The organism is Sphingobacterium sp. UBA1498, from assembly GCF_002325125.1.
Classification (GTDB): Bacteria; Bacteroidota; Bacteroidia; order Sphingobacteriales; family Sphingobacteriaceae; genus Sphingobacterium.
The window spans coordinates 151,731-171,546 of record NZ_DCRG01000026.1 but is presented as its reverse complement, the minus strand read 5'-3'; the positions used below and the strand labels follow the sequence as shown (position 1 = coordinate 171,546).

The following is a 19,816-nucleotide window of genomic DNA, read 5'->3' as shown; positions in this document are numbered from 1 at the left end:
TCGCGTTTTATCTCAACAACAAACCATTAAGTAGTCGAGAAAGTTTGTCCTTTATACGTTTTAATGCGAATAGTCTTTTAGAGTACCTTCCAGAACCAATCGATCCTGTTTTACGACTTTTAGACTAAGGATGAGATCTGAAACAAGGGTTTTCAGTCCTAAAATAGGCGACACTTTGACTTCATTTGGCCAGTCCGCCAGATGAATCGCAACATGAGATAACTCATCAGTCTTCTTATAGTTCCCGTTTAGTCTGTTTACGTCTTGCGATGTCGACAACATACTGAATCCCCTATCTTGCTTTTTAAACCATTGGTAGAACAGCTTATCTGGCAGAAACTTATTGAGGTTACTATCTCCCCCCATGGTAATTCTTACTTCTGGAACAAGTGTGTTATATAGCGTTTTCTCTTCGACCGTTTCGAAATTCTCATCAACCGCATAATTGACAATAGTATCCGTCTGAGTTACCTTATTTTTTAATATTTCAATATCAATATAACTACCGTCCAAATGTGTGATAAGAGAATCGGTCATCATCGGAAATTCTGCAAACGCTTGTTTTAGTTTATTTTTCAGTTGATTCGTAGGGATATTGACCCAAGCTTTTGCAATATATTGTGTCGATGCAAGTTCCCTGACAATGAACTCTTTCGGAAAGTTCCAATTTTTTGAGGTAAATTCACCATAAACATCAACTTGATCACCTTTCAATGTGAATTCAACATAATTGTTAGTGGATAAATCACTATAACGTACCGATTGGCCGGTAAGTGTGCTCGGATCGGCGATAAATTGTTTGATAGTCACCATATCGCCTTTTGATTGAATGAGCTGCAGCATCTCTTCCTTCTTATTATCAAGATCAAAACCTACACCAATCAATAAATCATTTCCTCTACACAAAAATGCCATTTTATTCGCCCGATCATACGCATACGTCATCCCGGAATCGGCGCCTCTTTCGATAGAATCTACTTGTATGACTTCTTTTAGAAAAAATAAGAATTGCTGTTTATCCTTTAGCTGAAAAAAAGCATAAAAATTTTTTGGATGTTCCTCCAAAGTAAAAAGAAAGACATTCGCTTTCATGTCAATGCCATTATCTTGAAGTTTACTTAGCCTTTTGCCGAAATTCAAACTTTCTTTTTGTGATATCTTCCATTTATTAAAAAACTGATTCAACAAAATATCATCCAATGATACCGTTAATAATGCTTTACTTTCTTTATGGACCAATGATTTGTAAGACTCTTGCTGCCTGAGTATGTATATTCCCCATACGGTAATTATCAAAAGTATAACAATCCCTATCGTCCAAACTATTGTCTTTTTTATCATATCGATTCAATCTATAAGTGTGAGTTGCCTATCTAATACCCGTCAAAAGGGAACCCTAGTCTTCCAATGAATTAAATCTATCGCGTTGGATACGCCAACAGAAACCTATACCACACTATTTATGGCTGAAGCAAACTCAGTATAAAAATCCTACAATTCAGCTAATGAAACTATTTGCCTTTTTGACATAAAGTATGTGTTTAGTTTTCAATATTGGAGTTTGACACGTTCAACCTAAAAATAGCGAGATTTAAAATAACGAGATCAAAAATATCAATCAAATAGCGCTTTTTTCACCCCTGAAATCAGGGAATTGGTAATTCCATTTAAGATTCTCGAATTAAACCATATTCCAGGGCAGATTTTACAGCGGCAGTAACGCTCTTCGTTTGAAATTTCTCCATTAGATTTTTGCGATGACTTTCTACTGTGTGCGAACTGATAAAGAGAGATTCAGCAATTTGATTAGTTGTCATACCTTTCGATACGAAACTGAGCACTTCTTTTTCACGACGTGTCAATTTTGGCACCTGCTTTAGCCCTATCTCCGATTTCTTATTCAAAATAGTCTGGGTTTTCTCACAGATATAGCGCTTTCCAACAATAACATGTGAAATAGCAGTCAGTATTTCATCGCCATTTGCATTTTTCTGTAAATAGGCATCGGCTCCCTCGTTTAGAATACTATTGATGACAGCAAATTCATTGTGTACACTAAACGCGATTATTTTCAGACCATTGTTATTCTCTTTCAGGCCTTTAACTAAATCTATTCCATTAGCGTCCGGTAGATTAATATCGAGGAGCAGTACCATTGGCATGTCTACAGCAATATTCTTCGACAGCTCGGTTGCGCTAGAATACATGCCGACAACTTCAAAATCTTCATGCGCGTTGATAATGTTTTTCAATCCTTCAAGCAACAAGGGATGATCGTCTGTAATCGCTATTTTTATCATTTTTCTAAAAGTTAAACCATGGGTATTTCCAACTCTATCGTAGTACCCGAGCCGTAATCAGACATAAGCTTCATTTCGCCGTTTAAAAACGAAAGTCTTGAACGCACATTATGCATTCCTGCTGCATGCTGCAAATCGACACTTTCTATATCAAAACCCTTGCCATCATCTTCAATTGTGATATGTAAACGCTCATTATGTGAAGAAAGCTGTATTAAAATATTGGAAGCACTAGCATGCTTCAATGCGTTATTGACCAATTCCTGAATAATTCGATATAAAGAAATTTCCTGTTCAGTACTCAACGTTGATTCAAATTGTAGAAATTCGCATTCAACGAGACATGTAACCTGGCTCATACGACTCGCATAGTCTCTTAAAGTCTCCTTCAAACCATATTTCACAATTAGATCAGGCATAAGGTTATGGGCAAGCCGACGAAGTTCATCTACCGCCCCATCCAACAGATCAATGCTTCGATCTATTCCTTCCTGTACGGATTCCTTTTCTAAAGTAGCCTTATTAAGCTCCGATAAACCTAACTTCGTACTAGACAGTAAACCACCCAACCCATCATGCAGGTCACGGGCAATGCGTGTCCGCTCCTTCTCTTCCCCAGCGAGCATTGCTGTCAGGCTTTCAATCGCGTGTTGCTGATTTTTCTTTTCGATTTCTAATTGATGCAAATGCTCCCGCTGTTTCAATGCATTGGAACGCTGCCAATAGGCGTAAAAAAGCAAAACGATGACAACCAAACAACTAATAAATAACCAAATATAAATCGAATTCATTCGCGACTTAAAAGCAATTTTCTTTTTTGACACGTCAAGCTCTTGTAAACGTTGTGTATTTTCCAGTCGGCTTAATTGCAAATCTTGCTCCTTTTTATCTCTTTCGAGTTGTAATACTTTAAGCTGCTGGGTACGATTCAGTTCATTCAATTTCAAATTCTCAACCAGTTGATGCTGTCTGTCATTCAAAGCTTTCATCAACTTAATCTGCTGTTCCTTTTTCTCTCCCTCCAAACGAAGACGCATTAACTTTTGGTTCTGTAATTCTCGCTCAAACTTCAGCTCCAGCTGTTTGGTCTTATCTAGTTTATCCGAATTAAAAGCTTTTTCAAATACATCAATATAGCTTTTTTGATAGTTGAACGCTTCTTTATATTTTCCTTCTTCAACACTTACTTCAGCCAGTCTGCTAAATAGACTTAACCCCACCTGATAATCATAATGCGGCTCTCGATTAAGATTATCCAAAGCTTTTTGCAGGTATTTCTTACCTTCATCACGAGCGCCAGCTTTGAAAGCTTCATCCGCGAGGATACCATAAGCGGGTATCGTGATGGCATATTGTCCAGTTTCAGCAGCGATATCTAAAGCTTGCTTAGCGTAGGCTATCGCTTTTTTAACACCACTATCCGAATAAAACTCGTGGTATAAATTTGCAAGATTAACGGAAACATAGGCTCGATCCGTTGGATTGATAAGATGTTTATCATTCTTGTTCACCAAGCTATACGCATCAAGATAGTGTTGTTCAGCTTTACGCAATAGATCAAAATTCGCTTTATTTAACCTGTACTGTTCTTCAAACAGATAACCAGCTTGCATGTAGGCATCAAATAAGCTATTGACATTCCCACCTGCTTTAGCCGTTTCCAACAATAATGAAGTATACTTTTCTTGAAAATCATAATTACGCTGATTGGCGTAGATTGCTGTTAGCTCTTTATAAACGGCCAATTTACGAGCGATATTTGCCTCTGTCTGCGGTGCCTTCTCTAAATAAGAAATCGCTTTGTGAAATTGGGCAACGGCCTCATCTTCTCTATTCTGCCGTGTCATAATCCATCCATCACAGTAATATACATATCCTTTTGTTCCATTTTCATTGACAATCGGAAGCACAGATTTAGCATGTTCCAAATAAAATCTCGATTTTTCAAAAGCATGATCATTAAAACTATTCATCGCAGCAATACAATTCAAGTAAGCATAATACTGCTTATCAGGATAGTTTCTAGCCAACTGAATATTGTCATGGAGTAGTTGACCAGCCAGGGCTTTCTCATTATTAAAATACAGGGCCTGTGCGTATTTTCCCGTCAGTACAAACCGCTCTCTGCTTCCTAAAGGAAGATTGTAATACGATTTCTTTAACTCCTGCAGCTGTTCTTGCGCAAATACAGCACAACATGGACACAGAAAAAGAAAAAATATTAGAATTGAATACCAAATATTCTGAACATACCCCATAAAATCAATTGTTGCAGCTAGCTAAGTGAATAGTCCAAACTTAGATAAATTTAGCTTTATACACAATAAATTATCGCACATACAAGTTAAACGGATGCGCTCGATATGCAAATCAGACGGGACTTGCTAAACAAAAAATCATACCTTTGCTATAATGAAGTATATCTATTTATTTCTTGCTATAGCTGCTGAGATCTTCGCAACCACTTTCCTCAAAAAGTCTGAAGGCTTTACCCTGATAAAACCTACTATTATCAGTATTGTTGGGTATATCATTGCATTCTACTTTTTAAGTATCACCCTGAAATATTTACCTGTGGGTATATCCTACGCAATTTGGTCAGGAGTTGGAATTGTAGCGATTACACTGGTGGGTATGTTTTTATTTAAACAGATTCCCGATACAGCAGCGATTGTTGGTATGGTCTTAATCATCGCTGGAGTCATCGTTATCAATCTGTTTTCAAAAATGGGAGCACATTAGCTGATGTAAGATCTAAATTTGTATTTTTGTAACTTACATAAATTAAAGGATACGTGTCGTTAGAGAAACTAAAACTTAGCAAAAGATTGACTGCTACGATGACTGAACTCGGTTATCTGGCTCCAAAGGAAATTCAGAGTAGGTGCATTTCCAGAATTCTTGGTGGACAGGATGTCATTGCCATCGCTCCTGAAGGAGCTGGTAAAACCACAACTTATGTTTTAACCACCTTGATGAAGTTGAAATTCACAACAGATGAAGCTCCAAAGTTTTTGATCTTGGCGCCAAATGAAGAACGTATCGACGAAATCGTTGAAAAGTTCCACCAACTAAGCAAAAATAGAGATCTTCGCATCATTGGATTACGCGCTTCAGGCAGTATGGAAGAGGAAATCGGAGAATTAGTTGATGGAAAGGACATTGTTGTAGCTACGCCAAATCGTGCTAGAGCGATTTATCTTAAACTAGCATTAAATCTCAATCGAATTCAAACGTTAATTATCGATGATGCAGAAGAGATTATCAAACAAGGGATGCAAACACCCGTACGCGAATTGGCAGAAAGCTGTGGTAAGGTGCAACATATCGTGTACAGTACGGTTGAACACCAGAAACTTTATGACATGGTAGAGAATTTTATGAATGAAGATTATGCCGTCATAGAGGTAGACGAACTCGAAAACGATACTGTTGACACCTTAGATTTGCTCGTATATCATGTCCCTAATTTCACAACGAAAATCAATTTATTAAATCATCTGCTGCAAGATAAAGAAGTATTTCAGAAAGTAGTCGTTTTTGTAAACACCAAACTTACGGCCCAGAAATTAGCCAGCCACTTATTCAGCAGCAATAAAGAAGAAATTGCAGTACTCAATCCATTATTTTACGACGATTTCGGTTATGAAGCCATTGAAGACTTCAAAGAAAATAGTCTATCCCGTGTATTGATCATTGCGAGAGAAAACACAAATGATATCGATCTTTCCGCTATTCCGTTCGTTTTCCAATTTGAATTACCAAATGAAAAGGAACAATTCTTAAATCACCTCCTCAAGAATGAAGAGAATGAAGAAACGATAATACTGACTTTTGCTACGGACCTGGAATTACCTATGGTGAAAAAAATCGAACAGGCCGTTGGTAAAAGGATGGACATATTAGAGCTACCCGAAGATGTTTCCATATATAACTCGACCACCGATAAGAAGAAAAAGGTCAATAAGGAAGAAGACCAGACAGATAGTTCTCGTGGAGGAGCATTTCACCAAAAGAAAGAAAGCAATGCCAAAACTTTTAATTATGGCGGCGGTGAAAAAGCGAAAATGACCATGAAAATGAAAAAGAAATAGAAATTCAAAAAGAATTACCACTAAGAAGGGAAGNNCTTCCCTTCTTAGTGGTAATTTAAAACTTTTCTCAACAACTTAATATAAGCATTTGCAATTCTTTCCATCCCTTCATCATTTGGATGCGCGTAGTCAACCGTAGAGTTCAGATCCAAATTAAGCTCTTGACTCGATAACAAAAAAAGCTGGCGAACACCCTTTGACTGTAATTTGCTAAACGTGGCTTTCAGTACCCGGCTGCTTTGCTGATATTCATCATTTTTATCTTCATTAAAAACCTGTTCAATATTCCCAGAACTGTGTTGTGTCAAAATAATAGGCGTAGTCGGATGTTCTTTTCTTAAAAATGTTACCGCATAGACCAACAAAGAATCCAACTGCTTTTCTGTTAAAGAATTCGAAATAGCGAGATTGGGAATACAATCCAGTACAAAACAGGCCGCATCCACGCTATTCATCACATTCAAAATTGGCTTTTCCAATCGGCCATTTCCCGAGAAACATAAGTTTATTACTTCGTGATCAAATGCACGTCCAACTTGATTGGTCCAAGCCAAACCCGGCCGACTCGTACAGGCCCCCTGGCCAATTGATGTTCCATAGACGACTATTGGCTTTTTTGGAGTTGTATGCGTATATGAAAATTTGGCTGTGCTTGGAATACCGATTTTTAACCACTTAACTGTATTATATAATGGAAGATATAAGCGATAATTAAACTTTTCATTACGACCGATATTCTTCCATTTATAAGAGACGGTGTCCGAAAAATCATAGTTGCCATATGCCCATTTCCATTCCTTTTTTGCTGTATCAAAGGCATAAAGATCCACGCCGCTGACAGCAGTTGTTGGCATGTGTGGCATATTGAGTCCGCCGGCCACCGGATACTGAACAGTAATCTCTGGAGAAGATGTCTGAAAGTCGACATAGAAACCCGCACTGTTCTTACCTAGCTCCCATACAGGTTTTCGTACTTGACTTTCCAATTGATCCGGAAGCCGGTTGAAGGCAGAGAGTTTCTGATTTGCCAATCTACCCTGTACATGCCCATCTTCAAGTGGTGAAAACCAACGATAATTCTCCTGCGATTTGATAACAGAAAAAGATAACAGTAAATATACTGTCAACACTATTCTTGGGAACATACAATAACGAGTTTTAAGTTTGATACAATTGATTATTAAAAAAGGAGCCTATTGGCCCCCTTTTGTTGCGATTTATTTATTATACTATAAAATAGCTTGTCTAATCCGTATCAGCTTTTCCATCAAACCTTCAAGCAAATCCAAATGCAACATATTCGCTCCATCAGACTTCGCATTTGCTGGATCGGGATGGGTCTCTATGAAAAGACCGTCAGCTCCCACTGCGATTGCAGCTTTCGCTATTGTTTCAATTAAAGCTGGCTTCCCTCCCGTTACACCAGAAGTCTGATTGGGCTGCTGCAAAGAATGTGTGCAGTCCATTACTGTAGGCACATTAAAAGCACGCATTTCAGGAATTCCACGATAATCTACAATAAGATCCTGATACCCAAATGTGTTGCCACGATCAGTTAAAAAAACCTTTTCATTGCCTGATTCCAAAATTTTATCGACTGCAAATTTCATTGACCCGGCACTTAAAAATTGTCCCTTTTTTACATTAACGACCTTATTTGTCTTTGCGGCAGCAACTAGCAAATCAGTTTGGCGGCATAAAAAAGCTGGAATTTGAAGAACATCAACATATGCAGCAGCCATTTCTGCCTCATGGCTTTCATGAATATCCGTCACGGTCGGAACACCAAAGGTATTACCAACCTTTTCCAAAATTTTCAACGCCTTTTCATCACCGATACCCATAAACGAGTCGAGGCGAGATCTATTAGCCTTACGGTAAGACCCTTTAAAAATATAGGGAATATTAAGTTTATCTGTAATAGTAACAATCTTCTCAGCAATACGCAAAGCGATTTCTTCTCCTTCAATCGCACAAGGTCCCGCCATTAAAAAGAAGTTCTGCGATGTCCCGTTCTTAATTTCAGGAATGTATTTGTTAATCATATAATTATAAAAAATTAATTGCCAAGCTCTGATAAAAATTTTATCCGCATCAATTGGAGATCCTCATAGCTATAGTCATCGCCTCCAAGTTCTTTCAATGCATTGTTAATTGAATCAGTCTCCGCCGTCTTAAAATAGTCGTACACCTCATCCTGACGATCCTCATCAATAATCTCGTCAATAAAATAATTGATATTTATTTTAGTACCCGCATTTACGATGGTTTCAATTTCCTTCAATATTTCCTCATAAGTAATCCCCTTAGCCGAAGCAATATCATCCAAAGCTATTTTACGATCAATATTTTGAATGATAGATACCTTTAACGCGGATTTATTCGCTGTACTCTTAATGACAAGGTCCACAGGTCTGTCAATTTCATTTTCCTCAACGTACTCTTTGATCAAGGCAATAAAGGGCGGCCCAAATTTGATCGCTTTGCCATTGCCGACACCCTGAATTTGTTTCAATTCATCGATGCTAATTGGGTAATGCGTACACATTTCTTCGAGCGAAGGATCCTGAAAAATGACAAATGGAGGTAAAGCTTTTCCCTTTGCTATTTTCTTACGCAGGTCTTTCAACATGCCCAACAATACGGTATCTAAAGCTCCTGTACCATGCCCAGCATCGTCCGAATTTGTATGGTCGCTACCCTCTATAGGACGATTTATGACAAATTTTAGCTGATAAGGATTGGTTATATAATGCCTGCCAATATCCGTCAATTTTAAAAGACCATAATGATCAATATCTTTTTCAATAAAATTATCGAGAACAGCCTGTCTGACCAAAGACTTCCAATAGATAACGCCTTTGTCTTTCCCCTTTCCAAATAAGCGATGCTCATCATGCTTATAGGATGACACCGGTTGATTATTTTGTCCCATCATCACGTTAATCACATGATGATCGTCAAACTTCTCTCCCTGTTCCTGAATAAATCCCAGTACATCACGCAACGATTCCTCTGCCTCAAAATATTCCTTCGCGGAACGACAGTTATCGCACATGTTATTACAACCTTGTTCATCGAAATTTTCTCCGAAATAATGAAGGATCTGCTTACGACGACAAACAGCAGACTCGGAATAATCGATAACTTCTTTTAAAATCTGTGTACCAATCTCCCGTTCAGCCACAGGTTTATCTTTCATAAACTTAGTGAGTTTTTCTACGTCCTTTTCGGAGTAAAAAGCCAAACAGTAACCATCTCCCCCATCACGTCCAGCACGCCCAGTTTCCTGGTAATATCCTTCCATTGATTTAGGGATATCGTGATGAATCACATAGCGAACATCCGGTTTGTCAATTCCCATACCGAAAGCAATTGTCGCCACAATCACTTCAACATCCTCCATCAGAAATTTATCTTGCGTATCCGCTCGGGTTTTAGCATCTAAGCCCGCGTGGTAAGGTAAAGCTTTAATCCCGTTTAAGTTTAAAACTTCACTAATCTCCTCCACTTTCTTACGGCTTAAGCAGTAAACGATGCCAGTTTTCCCGGATTTTGTTTTGATAAAACGAACAATCTCTTTAACGACATCTTTTTTTGGCCTTACTTCATAATATAAATTACTGCGATTAAATGATGATTTAAATAAAACAGCATCATTCATCTGTAAATTTTTACGAATATCCGACTGTACCTTCGGGGTAGCCGTGGCGGTGAGCGCAATAATTGGAATACTCGGCCCTATTTCATTAATTACCTGGCGAATTTTACGATATTCTGGTCTGAAATCGTGCCCCCATTCGGAAATACAATGCGCTTCATCAACAGCAACAAAGGATACTTTTATCTGATGTAAAAACTCCAAATTTTCTTGCTTGGCAAGCGATTCAGGAGCAACATACAGCAACTTGGTTTTTCCAGCGACCACATCATCCTTAACCCTGGTAATCTCACTCTTATTTAAAGAAGAATTCAAAAAATGAGCGATACTGTCTTCGCCACCGAATGCACGAAGTTGATCTACTTGGTTTTTCATTAAAGCTATCAGCGGAGAGATAACAATTGCGGTCCCCTCACTCATGAGTGCAGGAAGTTGGTAGCAAATTGATTTTCCCCCACCGGTCGGCATAATTACAAACGTGTCTCTTCGTTGAAGAATACTCGTTATAATAGCCTCTTGATCTCCTTTAAAAGTATCAAAACCAAAAAAATCTTGTAAATTGTCGAAAAGTGATTTTTCTATTTCCATTGCGCCTTGGGCAAAAATAAGATAGATAAATGAAGAAATAATCTTGAAAAATAATCTATTTTTGCAATCTATTCTAATACATAAAAGTAAGAGTATTTTTTGTGAAAAACAACTACGAAATAAAAAATATAGCTATTCAAGCTATTCAAGAAGAAGCCAAAGCAGTAGCTGCCTTAGCCCAATATATTGATGATGATTTTGTTACCATTGTTAATCGCATATTAAATCTGCAGGGAAGAGTTGTCGTTACCGGGATTGGCAAAAGTGCTATTATTGCACAGAAGATCGTAGCAACGTTAAATTCCACTGGAACACCATCCATCTTCATGCATGCAGCTGATGCTATTCATGGCGATCTCGGGATCATCCAGCAAAATGATTTAATTATTGCCATCTCCAAAAGCGGTAACACACCTGAGATTAAAGTGTTGGTCCCCTTTTTAAAGCAAACGAAAAATGTACTGATTGCTTTGGTTGGAAATACGGAATCCTATTTGGCAAAAAATGCCGACTACATCTTGAACACCACAGTCGAAAAAGAAGCATGTCCCAACAATCTGGCCCCTACCTCGAGTACAACTGCACAATTAGCCATGGGTGATGCACTTGCTGTTGTATTACAGGAATGCCGCGATTTCACGGACAGAGATTTTGCCAAATACCATCCTGGAGGAGCATTAGGCAAAAAATTGTACTTAAGGGTGGGCGACCTGTCTGATCAGAACGGAAAACCTAGCGTCCAACAACAGGCTACTGTCAGCGATATTATCATTACCATTACACAGTTTAGACTGGGTGCCGTGGCTGTACTGGACGAAGACCGTATTGTTGGCATTATCACCGACGGCGATATACGACGAATGTTGGAAAAACATAACGATCTAGCGAGAATTACCGCCGGAGACATTATGGGAAAATCACCCAAAATCATTGATAAAAATGAACTTGCGGCAAATGCCCTTCATATTATGCGTGAAAATAACATCACGCAGCTATTGGTATCCGACAAAAATTATTATGCCGGCGTTATTCATATTCAGGACCTACTTAAAGAAGGGATAATATAACTGTAATAAAGTTGTTAGATAGGAGATTAATTGGCAATAAATACTACATTTGGCATATCAGTTGTTCTATTTTAATCATAAAGTAATATCTTAGAAGCATGAAAAAGTATATAACAATTTTAGCAATGATCATTTCCTTTATCGGTTTTTCGTCTATGCAGGCCGGCCAAGGGGAATTTAAGTTCGAAAAAGAAACCCACGATTTTGGAAAAATACCAGCAGGCACACCCGTTTCGTATAATTTCAAATTTTCAAATACTGGTAGTGAGCCAATTATCATTTCAAACGTTGTGCCGACTTGTGGTTGTTCTGTGGCAGAATTCACAAAAACCCCGATTAAACCGGGTGAAAGTGGCACCATCAAAGTGACATATAACGCAGCTGCCAAAGCTCCATTCACAAAGAGCTTTACAGTACAGTCAAATACCAAGACTCCTGTAAAGACGCTCTATATTAAGGGTATAGTGGAATAATAATACTAGAAATATAAAACGAAAAAAGCCACATCATGATGTGGCTTTTTTCGTTTTATTTTGGTTAAATTTGCACGACTAATTTTAAAAAAACTATAATGCCAGTACTATCAGAAAAGGGGCTTAATATGCCTGCGTCACCAATCAGAAAACTGACGCCGTATGCTGATCAAGCAAAAAAAGAAGGTAAGAAGATATACCACCTTAATATCGGACAGCCTGATATCCAGACGCCTGAAGTTATGCTTAATGCTTTGAAAAATATTGAGTTCAAAGTATGGGCCTACACGCCATCTGAAGGTACTGCCTCGTATCGGAACAAATTAGCTGAATATTATAATAAACTGAATTATAATATCGAGCCTACAGATATATTGGTAACAAACGGTGGCTCGGAAGCCATTACGATCGCAATGCAGGCCTGCTTGAATGAAGGCGAAGAAATTATTATTCCAGAGCCGTTCTACGCGAATTATAACGGTTTTGCCTGCTCCTCAGATGTTGTGATCAAACCTATCATGTCATACATCGAAAGCGGATTTGCCCTCCCTTCTATCGCCGAGTTTGAAAAAGTAATTACGTCCAAAACCAAAGCGATCTGTATCTGCAACCCAAATAACCCTACGGGTTATCTTTATTCCAGAGCCGAACTAGAGGCTTTACGCGAGCTTTGCTTAAAATATGATCTTTACCTTTTCTCGGATGAAGCGTATCGCGAATTCTGCTATGACGGTAGAGAGTTTATTTCTCCAATGCACTTGGAAGGGCTCGAAAATAATGTCGTTATCTTCGATACGGTATCAAAACGTTACTCTGCATGCGGTGCCCGTATTGGATGTATCATTACAAAAAATAAAGAACTATACCAAACGGCACTTAAATTTGCTCAAGCTCGCTTAAGCCCTTCTTTGGAAGGACAGATTGCAGGTGAAGCAGCTGTTGATACACCCGGCAGCTATTTTGAAGCTGTGTCGAAGGAATATACAGCGCGAAGAGATACCCTTGTGAAAGGACTGAATGCCATTGAAGGGGTCTATTCCCCAAATCCTGGAGGAGCATTTTACGTCGTCGCCAAACTACCAATTGACAATGCAGACAGATTCTGCCAATGGATGCTGGAAGAATTTTCGTATAACAATGAAACAGTCATGATGGCTCCAGCTACGGGTTTCTATAGCACAGAGGGAGCTGGTATAAATGAAGTGAGACTCGCCTACGTGCTTAATCAAGTTGATCTTAATAATGCCTTGATTTGTTTAGAAAAAGCACTTGAAGTTTATCCAGGACGAACAAATTAATAACGAAATTAAAGCAAGTAGGAAAGGCGGACCAGCTATGGTTCGCCTTTTTCTTTAGCCATATTTTCATTCATTTAAAAAAATGCCCCGTGTCCTTTTTTAAAAAAAACAAAACAAATTTTTGAAGCACCTTGTTCTTATTGTAGTAACTAAAAGATATTGCATATGGATAAATTGAAGAAATTCCAATTGATGGAAAAAATAGCAAGAGAATTAGAAGATGTCCGGAATAGTCAACAAGCTGTTTTAGAAAAAATAGGCAAAATCGAAGTTGATAACATCGAGCTAGGCGATAAAAATATTGAAAAGACAATTCCTGATATCTATCAACGTACAGCAGACAATTCGGATGCTATAAAAGCTCTTCTGGAATCATTTCAAGATCAAACAGAGGAATTCGGAGAAAAAAATAATGTGAGTAAATTATTAGAACAACAGCAAATCAATAGTGTGAAATAGTAAAATTAAAAACACATAGAAGAAAAAAAGGGGGGAAATTTATAAATCTCCCCCCTTTTTTTCTTCTATGCTTGAGTTTTTGCAGCTCTCGCTTTCAAATATTCTTCTTCAACAAATTGCAATTGCTGCTCAGGTGTTAAATTGGAATTATCCAATACAATTGCATCTTCTGCTTGCCGTAATGGACTTTCTGCGCGAGTACTGTCGATACGGTCACGGGTTGCTAAATTTTCAACGACTTCTTCTAAAGTCACATCTTCCCCTTTTTCGGTTAATTCAAGGTAACGCCTCGCAGCCCGAACTTTAGGATCAGCTGTCATAAAAATCTTGAGATCAGCATCGGGAAAAACGGTAGTCCCTATATCGCGGCCATCCATAATAATGTTCCTTCTGCTTCCTAGCTTTTGCTGCTGCGCAACCATCGCCACGCGAACAGCTTTAATTGCGCTCACATCACTCACTTTATCCGAAATATACATCTGACGAATCTCTTCAGAGATATCCTCATCATTTAAATGAATTTCCGTCTTTATTGCATTGGGTATAAAATCGATATGGATATCTTTCAGCGCGCTTTCAATAGTTGCCTGGTCATCCAGGGCGATGTTATGACGGATAAAATAGAGCGTAACGGCTCTATACATTGCACCGCTGTCAATAAACGCAAATTTCAGTTTCTTTGCTAAAGATTTGGCTAATGTGCTTTTACCACACGATGAAAATCCGTCTATTGCGATAATGAAATTGTGACGCCCACTCATTATTCGTTTCCTCCTATAATTACACCCGGCTTATTCACCAACGGAACTTTCATCAGGTTGCCATCTACTATGCTTTCGGGCAAGAAAATGTATTTCTTATCGTAAATGATGTTGTCGATATAGAAACTCACCCAATATTCGTTTGTCAAACCAAAAACCTGCTCGTCTATTGCTTCCACACGATCAAAAGATTTAGCGGCTATATTTCCTATAAAATGGCGTAAAGTAGTGGTAGTAACCTGACGTCCATCCTTTTCGCCATAGCCTTTTGAGCTGATCAACACATTCTGAATTGCGATGTTCTTATCATTAATTACATAAACGGTCCAGTTTTTTGTCTCTACGGTCTCGCCTTCCAAAACAACGGCGATCATAATGTCTTTGACAATATTTTCAGGCAAATCTGCTTTCATCCTTATTTAGACTTTGTAGTTTTCTTAGCCGGAGCCTTCTTCGCGGGAGCTTTTTTAGCTACGCTTTTCTTTTCTGTTGCTTTTGCTTTAGTAGCTTTACCTTTCGGTGCATCAGCCTCAGCCCATTTCAACACATCAGCATACGTTATTTTTTCAATTTCCATCCCTTTCGGGATTTTCAAATTTTGCTTACCAAAACGAATGAATGGCCCCCATCTGCCCTGCTCAATTTGAGCTTCCTCATTTTCATCAAATACGCGAATGACTTTTTCTATATCTTTTTGACGCTTGTCTTTAATAATCTGTATTGCTTCTTCCTCAGTCACGTCCAAAGGATCCAAACCTTTCGGTATAGAATAAAAAGCCGAATTGTGCCGGATATAAGGTCCAAATCGACCCACCGCAACAGTCATCTCCTTATCCTCAAATAAACCAACTTTTTTAGGCAATTTAAAGAGCTCCATGGCATCCTCAAAAGTGATGGTTTCAATCATCTGTCCTTTACGTAAAGAAGCAAAGCGGGGCTTCTCCTCGTCGTCCGGAGAACCAATCTGTACCAATGGACCAAACTTACCGATACGAACCGAAACGGGTTTTCCCGAAACCGGATCGACACCAAGTTCACGCTCATTATTCGCACGATCAGCATTTTCTAAAGTATCCTCTACTTCAGAATGAAATGGTCCATAGAAATCATGCAACATTTTTGTCCATTCCGTCAAACCATGCGCAATATCATCAAACTCTTTTTCGACATTAGCCGTAAAGTGAAAATCTACAATGCCATTGAAATGTTCAACCAAAAAATCATTCACCACAACACCGATATCCGTTGGGAACATTTTTCCTTTCTCAGCACCAGTAATTTCGGTTTTTGTGACTGCCGTTAATTCAGCATCCTTCAATGTCAGTACACGGTAATCACGCGATTTACCTTCACGCTCTTCTTTCACGACATAACCGCGATTTTGAATTGTGGAAATAGTAGGTGCATATGTTGAAGGACGACCAATCCCTAATTCCTCCAATTTTTTCACCAAACCAGCTTCTGTATATCGTGCAGGAGGGCGTGTAAACCGCTCCGTTGCTGACATACTTTTCAAAGTCAATGGTTGACCCGCAGTTAACGGTGGAAGGATAGCATTATCACTATCTTCATCCACAGTATTTTCCTGATCGTCATCCAAAGATTCCATATAAACTTTTAGAAATCCATCAAACTTCATTACCTCTCCCGAAGCACTCAAATCCTCTGAGCGCGTTGATATGGAAATCTTTGCCAACGTACGTTCAAACTCAGCCTCACTCATTTGCGATGCGATAGCTCTTTTCCAAATAAGTTCGTACAACCTCTTCTCAGAAGCATCTCCATCGATGGTATGCTCGGAAAAATAGGTCGGACGGATAGCTTCGTGTGCCTCCTGTGCACCCGATGTCTTCGTTTTATATTTTCTGACCTTATGATATTGGTTACCGTAAGCAGATTTAATTTCTTTTTCAGCCGCCTCAATTGCCGTATCGCTTAAATTGACAGAATCGGTACGCATATAGGTAATCCGTCCTGACTCATATAGCCTTTGAGCGACCTGCATTGTGCGCGCTACAGAAAATCCAAGTTTTCTACTGGCTTCCTGCTGTAATGTTGACGTTGTAAACGGAGCCGATGGCGAACGTTTGGCAGGTTTTGTTTCTAAATTTTTGACAGAAAACAAGGCTGATTTACAATCTTCCAAAAATTTGGTAGCCTCCGCTTCCGTAGCAAAACGCTGTGGAAGCTCAGCTTTGAAACTATCTTTAACTTTTCCAGTATGAAAGAACGCTACAATCTTAAAGGCAGCCTCTGGCTCAAATTTATTGATCTCACGTTCACGATCAACAATTAAACGGACTGCAACAGATTGTACTCGTCCTGCAGACAATGAAGGTTTAACTTTCTTCCAAAGAACTGGAGATAACTCGAAACCAACCAACCGATCCAACACGCGCCGTGCCTGCTGAGCGTTAACAAGGTTATAGTCTATTTTACGAGGATTGTCAATAGCCTTTAGAATAGCTGGCTTCGTAATTTCATGAAAAACGATTCTTTTCGTACTCTCATCTTTCAATCCTAATGTCTCAAATAAATGCCATGAAATCGCTTCTCCTTCGCGGTCCTCATCGGATGCTAGCCAAACAGTTTCAGCAGCTTTAGCCAATTTCTTCAGTTCACTTACAACAGCCTTTTTATCGGATGGAACTTCATACTTTTGTTCGAAATTATTTTCGGTGTTAATCGCATCATCGGTTTTCACCAAGTCGCGAATATGTCCATAACTCGACTTAACCAAAAAATCCTTTCCTAAATATCCTTCTATCGTTTTCGCTTTCGCTGGAGACTCAACTATCAATAAATTTTTCGCCATCTAATTTGAGATTTGTGCAAATAAAGGCAATTCTGAAAGGAATGGCAATAATTTATTGCAAAAAAGACAAAAAAAATAGATTTCATAACGATAATCGCCAAATCCCGCTGAAAGCAAAGGCCTCATTCCCCTATTCGACCAATACAAATAACAGACCGCATTACAGCAATTTGCTACCATCAAATATTACGATTCCACCAACCGCTGATAAAACAGATTTGTTCCAACCTAATTAGCTTCAAAAAATGTGTTAAACACCTGCAAAACGAAATTTCTGAGCGATCTAAAAGACATAAAAAATAAGATATATCCGTATATTTGCACCTTCGAAAGGGCAATACAAAAACCTTCCCTATTCTTTTAAATATGATAGACAATGAAAAGTAGTTTTCTGAAATTTGCCATTTTGGGCACATTATTACCATTTGTATCTTGTTCAGCCAGGAAAGAGTCTGTAAAAGCAAACTCAGACAATTTCCCTAAACTAAGTTTGGAAGCCCATCGGGGGGGCCGGGGACTCTATCCTGAAGGGTCTATCGCTGCAATGAAAAACGCGATAGACATCGAAAAAGTGACCACGTTAGAAATGGATTGCCATATCACCAAAGATCGCAAAGTGATCGTTTTTCACGATGACTATCTCAATCCCCAATTTGTATTGAAACCCAACGGTGCTGAAATTTCAGAAAAAGATAAACCTTTAAAAGTTTATAACATGCTTTATCGAGATTTGATTAAATATGATATTGGATCTAAATTTTACAAAGCATTTCCGCAACAGAAAAAACAAGTTACACGTATCGCAAAACTGTCGGATCTTATTGATAGTACCGAAGCATATGCTCAACACAAAAGAAACGCTCCGATTTTCTACAACATCGAGGTTAAAAGTAAAGACGGTAAAGATGGTATCTTGCATCCTCGAGTAGAAGAGTTTGTCGACCTAATCATTCAGGTTATCACCGATAAAAAAATCGCAACAAGAACCATCATTCAGTCATTTGACAGTAGAGCAATTAAATACCTACACAAGGCTTACCCCCAGATCAGGGTGTCCTACCTCATTGATGGAGACGAACGCAAAAATGTCCAACAAACAATTACGGAGCTCGGTTTTACACCCTATATTATAAGCCCGCAATATAAAACCGTGACAAACGATTATATTAAACAATGCCATAAGGCTGGCATCAAAGTAATTCCTTGGACGGTCAATACCAAAGAAGAAATAGAGCAATTAAAAACGATGAAAGTGGATGGCATCATCAGCGATTATCCCAATTTGTTTTAATAAACAGATCGAATGCTCGCATAAAATACTCAAAAAATTGAGCGCTCAACGATCTTCACCATTGAACAAAACAACGTCCGGATTAAAATTTATTTTACCCGGACGTTGTTTCTTTTAGCGCCTGCTCTATATAATCCTTTCCTTTTTGAACCAGAAATTCAGTCCGATGATAATCCCACAAATTACAGATATTATAAGGTATGTCAACAACGACGTCCGGGCGATACAAGTCGACTATCATCTGACTCATTTTCCTGCGCATCACATAGTAAGACGCCTGCAGGATATCCAATGAATTTGACGTCTTCGGATCGAGTTTTTTGATGACAGAATATTGTTTGTCCGGTTTCGATTCAAGATTAACCGCAATGATTAAATTTTCTTTCCTTGTCACATGATTTATGGGTAATGGATTCAGTACACCACCGTCCACATACACATGCTTGTTTTCTTCCACCGCCGTAAACACTGCCGGGATGGCGATGGAAGCCCGAATAGCATCATACATGCTCCCAAAATCCAATACGACCTCCTTTTCGTAATTGAGATCCGTAGCCACAGCTTTGAACAAAATTGGAAATGTCTCTATATTACCATCAGGGATGACGGACTTTAATGCGTTGAACACCTTTACCCCCTTCATCATGCCCAATCCTCTCCAGCTAAAATCCATCATGTTAAAGACCGACTTCTTCGTCAACCGAAGCATCCAATCTTCTAAAAGATCCATCTTTCCTTGCGCATAAATTCCGCCAACGAGTGCACCTATAGAGCATCCAACAACCTCATTTATCTCAAAACCAAGCTCTTCCAACCGCCTGATGATGCCAATATGTACCAGTCCTCTAGCACCGCCGCCGCCCAGGACGAGAGTAACTTTACGATTCAAAAAAGATTTCTCTAACATGGATAAACATTAAATAATAATCTGTTGACATTCGAAAAACAATGTAAACAGATTATCATCGTTATTATATGTATTTTTGATTACAATATACGCAGTAAAAAA

General features: G+C 38.7%; 17 protein-coding genes. 7 read left to right on the top strand and 10 right to left on the bottom strand.

Going from position 1 to position 19,816, the window contains the following annotated elements:
* Positions 1–60 precede the first annotated feature (60 nt).
* From B3139_RS15845 to B3139_RS15835, 3 genes are all read right to left on the bottom strand, one after another.
* Complete coding sequence (locus tag B3139_RS15845; RefSeq protein WP_293884551.1) at positions 61–1,341, bottom strand: hypothetical protein; 1,281 nt, start codon at positions 1,339–1,341, stop codon at positions 61–63.
* A gap of 326 nt (positions 1,342–1,667) precedes the next feature.
* On the bottom strand, positions 1,668–2,300 hold the full coding sequence (locus B3139_RS15840) for a response regulator (RefSeq protein ID WP_293884550.1): 633 nt from the start codon (positions 2,298–2,300) through the stop codon (positions 1,668–1,670).
* An 11-nt stretch (positions 2,301–2,311) separates the two neighbouring features.
* Entirely contained in the window at positions 2,312–4,558 is a 2,247-nt protein-coding gene (locus tag B3139_RS15835) for a sensor histidine kinase (RefSeq protein WP_293884549.1), read from the bottom strand.
* Between the two features lie 151 nt (positions 4,559–4,709).
* Here B3139_RS15835 and B3139_RS15830 point away from each other — a divergent pair, with 151 nt between their 5' ends.
* A complete protein-coding gene (locus B3139_RS15830) occupies positions 4,710–5,042 on the top strand; it encodes a DMT family transporter (RefSeq protein ID WP_409530115.1) in 333 nt (110 codons plus the stop codon).
* A 53-nt stretch (positions 5,043–5,095) separates the two neighbouring features.
* A complete protein-coding gene (locus B3139_RS15825; RefSeq protein WP_293884547.1) occupies positions 5,096–6,394 on the top strand; it encodes a DEAD/DEAH box helicase in 1,299 nt (432 codons plus the stop codon).
* Between the two features lie 44 nt (positions 6,395–6,438).
* On the opposite strand, the gene B3139_RS15820 is transcribed toward B3139_RS15825, so the two are convergent.
* The 3 genes from B3139_RS15820 to recQ form a co-directional block, all read right to left on the bottom strand.
* Positions 6,439–7,539 carry an SGNH/GDSL hydrolase family protein gene (locus B3139_RS15820; RefSeq protein WP_293884546.1) on the bottom strand — a complete coding sequence of 367 codons (1,101 nt, stop codon included), beginning with the start codon at positions 7,537–7,539 and terminating at the stop codon, positions 6,439–6,441.
* Positions 7,540–7,623: 84 nt separating this feature from the next.
* The gene (gene kdsA / locus B3139_RS15815) at positions 7,624–8,439 is read right to left on the bottom strand and encodes a 3-deoxy-8-phosphooctulonate synthase (protein WP_209579168.1); all 816 of its coding nucleotides are present in this window, start codon (positions 8,437–8,439) and stop codon (positions 7,624–7,626) included.
* Positions 8,440–8,453: 14 nt separating this feature from the next.
* Complete coding sequence (gene recQ, locus B3139_RS15810; RefSeq protein ID WP_293884545.1) at positions 8,454–10,643, bottom strand: DNA helicase RecQ; 2,190 nt, start codon at positions 10,641–10,643, stop codon at positions 8,454–8,456.
* A gap of 101 nt (positions 10,644–10,744) precedes the next feature.
* On the opposite strand from recQ, the gene B3139_RS15805 reads away from it, so the two are divergent.
* The 4 genes from B3139_RS15805 to B3139_RS15790 all read left to right on the top strand — a co-directional run bounded on the left by B3139_RS15805 (position 10,745) and on the right by B3139_RS15790 (position 13,940).
* On the top strand, positions 10,745–11,710 hold the full coding sequence (locus B3139_RS15805; RefSeq protein ID WP_293884544.1) for a KpsF/GutQ family sugar-phosphate isomerase: 966 nt from the start codon (positions 10,745–10,747) through the stop codon (positions 11,708–11,710).
* 98 nt (positions 11,711–11,808) lie between these two features.
* On the top strand, positions 11,809–12,183 hold the full coding sequence (locus B3139_RS15800; protein ID WP_293884543.1) for a DUF1573 domain-containing protein: 375 nt from the start codon (positions 11,809–11,811) through the stop codon (positions 12,181–12,183).
* A gap of 98 nt (positions 12,184–12,281) precedes the next feature.
* Positions 12,282–13,481 (top strand): pyridoxal phosphate-dependent aminotransferase, encoded by a 1,200-nt coding sequence (locus tag B3139_RS15795; protein WP_293884542.1) that lies wholly within the window; start codon positions 12,282–12,284, stop codon positions 13,479–13,481.
* A gap of 165 nt (positions 13,482–13,646) precedes the next feature.
* A complete protein-coding gene (locus B3139_RS15790) occupies positions 13,647–13,940 on the top strand; it encodes a hypothetical protein (RefSeq protein ID WP_293884541.1) in 294 nt (97 codons plus the stop codon).
* A gap of 65 nt (positions 13,941–14,005) precedes the next feature.
* On the opposite strand, the gene cmk is transcribed toward B3139_RS15790, so the two are convergent.
* The 3 genes from cmk to topA are packed head-to-tail and all read right to left on the bottom strand — an operon-like array spanning position 14,006 to position 17,516.
* On the bottom strand, positions 14,006–14,701 hold the full coding sequence (cmk, locus tag B3139_RS15785; RefSeq protein ID WP_209579162.1) for a (d)CMP kinase: 696 nt from the start codon (positions 14,699–14,701) through the stop codon (positions 14,006–14,008).
* Positions 14,701–15,114 carry a hypothetical protein gene (locus tag B3139_RS15780; protein ID WP_293884540.1) on the bottom strand — a complete coding sequence of 138 codons (414 nt, stop codon included), beginning with the start codon at positions 15,112–15,114 and terminating at the stop codon, positions 14,701–14,703. Before B3139_RS15780 ends, cmk begins: the two co-directional genes overlap by 1 nt.
* Before the next feature lie 2 nt (positions 15,115–15,116).
* Positions 15,117–17,516, bottom strand: coding sequence for a type I DNA topoisomerase (gene topA / locus B3139_RS15775; RefSeq protein ID WP_293884539.1), 2,400 nt, complete (start codon positions 17,514–17,516; stop codon positions 15,117–15,119).
* A gap of 376 nt (positions 17,517–17,892) precedes the next feature.
* On the opposite strand from topA, the gene B3139_RS15770 reads away from it, so the two are divergent.
* Positions 17,893–18,807: a glycerophosphodiester phosphodiesterase family protein gene (locus B3139_RS15770; protein ID WP_293884538.1), complete on the top strand. Its 915-nt coding sequence runs from the start codon at positions 17,893–17,895 to the stop codon at positions 18,805–18,807.
* A gap of 94 nt (positions 18,808–18,901) precedes the next feature.
* Here the strand turns inward: B3139_RS15770 and B3139_RS15765 are convergent, their stop codons facing one another.
* Entirely contained in the window at positions 18,902–19,714 is an 813-nt protein-coding gene (locus tag B3139_RS15765; protein WP_209579158.1) for a patatin-like phospholipase family protein, read from the bottom strand.
* Positions 19,715–19,816: the final 102 nt, after the last annotated feature.

Coding starts and splice junctions, on each gene's coding strand:
- B3139_RS15770 (WP_293884538.1), top strand. CDS start 17,893: ATGAAAAGTAGTTTTCTGAAATTTGCCATTTTGGGCACATTATTACCA.
- B3139_RS15790 (WP_293884541.1), top strand. CDS start 13,647: ATGGATAAATTGAAGAAATTCCAATTGATGGAAAAAATAGCAAGAGAA.
- topA (WP_293884539.1), bottom strand. CDS start 17,516: ATGGCGAAAAATTTATTGATAGTTGAGTCTCCAGCGAAAGCGAAAACG.
- B3139_RS15795 (WP_293884542.1), top strand. CDS start 12,282: ATGCCAGTACTATCAGAAAAGGGGCTTAATATGCCTGCGTCACCAATC.
- B3139_RS15835 (WP_293884549.1), bottom strand. CDS start 4,558: ATGGGGTATGTTCAGAATATTTGGTATTCAATTCTAATATTTTTTCTT.
- B3139_RS15765 (WP_209579158.1), bottom strand. CDS start 19,714: ATGTTAGAGAAATCTTTTTTGAATCGTAAAGTTACTCTCGTCCTGGGC.
- B3139_RS15845 (WP_293884551.1), bottom strand. CDS start 1,341: ATGATAAAAAAGACAATAGTTTGGACGATAGGGATTGTTATACTTTTG.
- B3139_RS15780 (WP_293884540.1), bottom strand. CDS start 15,114: ATGAAAGCAGATTTGCCTGAAAATATTGTCAAAGACATTATGATCGCC.
- recQ (WP_293884545.1), bottom strand. CDS start 10,643: ATGGAAATAGAAAAATCACTTTTCGACAATTTACAAGATTTTTTTGGT.
- B3139_RS15800 (WP_293884543.1), top strand. CDS start 11,809: ATGAAAAAGTATATAACAATTTTAGCAATGATCATTTCCTTTATCGGT.
- cmk (WP_209579162.1), bottom strand. CDS start 14,701: ATGAGTGGGCGTCACAATTTCATTATCGCAATAGACGGATTTTCATCG.
- B3139_RS15820 (WP_293884546.1), bottom strand. CDS start 7,539: ATGTTCCCAAGAATAGTGTTGACAGTATATTTACTGTTATCTTTTTCT.
- kdsA (WP_209579168.1), bottom strand. CDS start 8,439: ATGATTAACAAATACATTCCTGAAATTAAGAACGGGACATCGCAGAAC.
- B3139_RS15840 (WP_293884550.1), bottom strand. CDS start 2,300: ATGATAAAAATAGCGATTACAGACGATCATCCCTTGTTGCTTGAAGGA.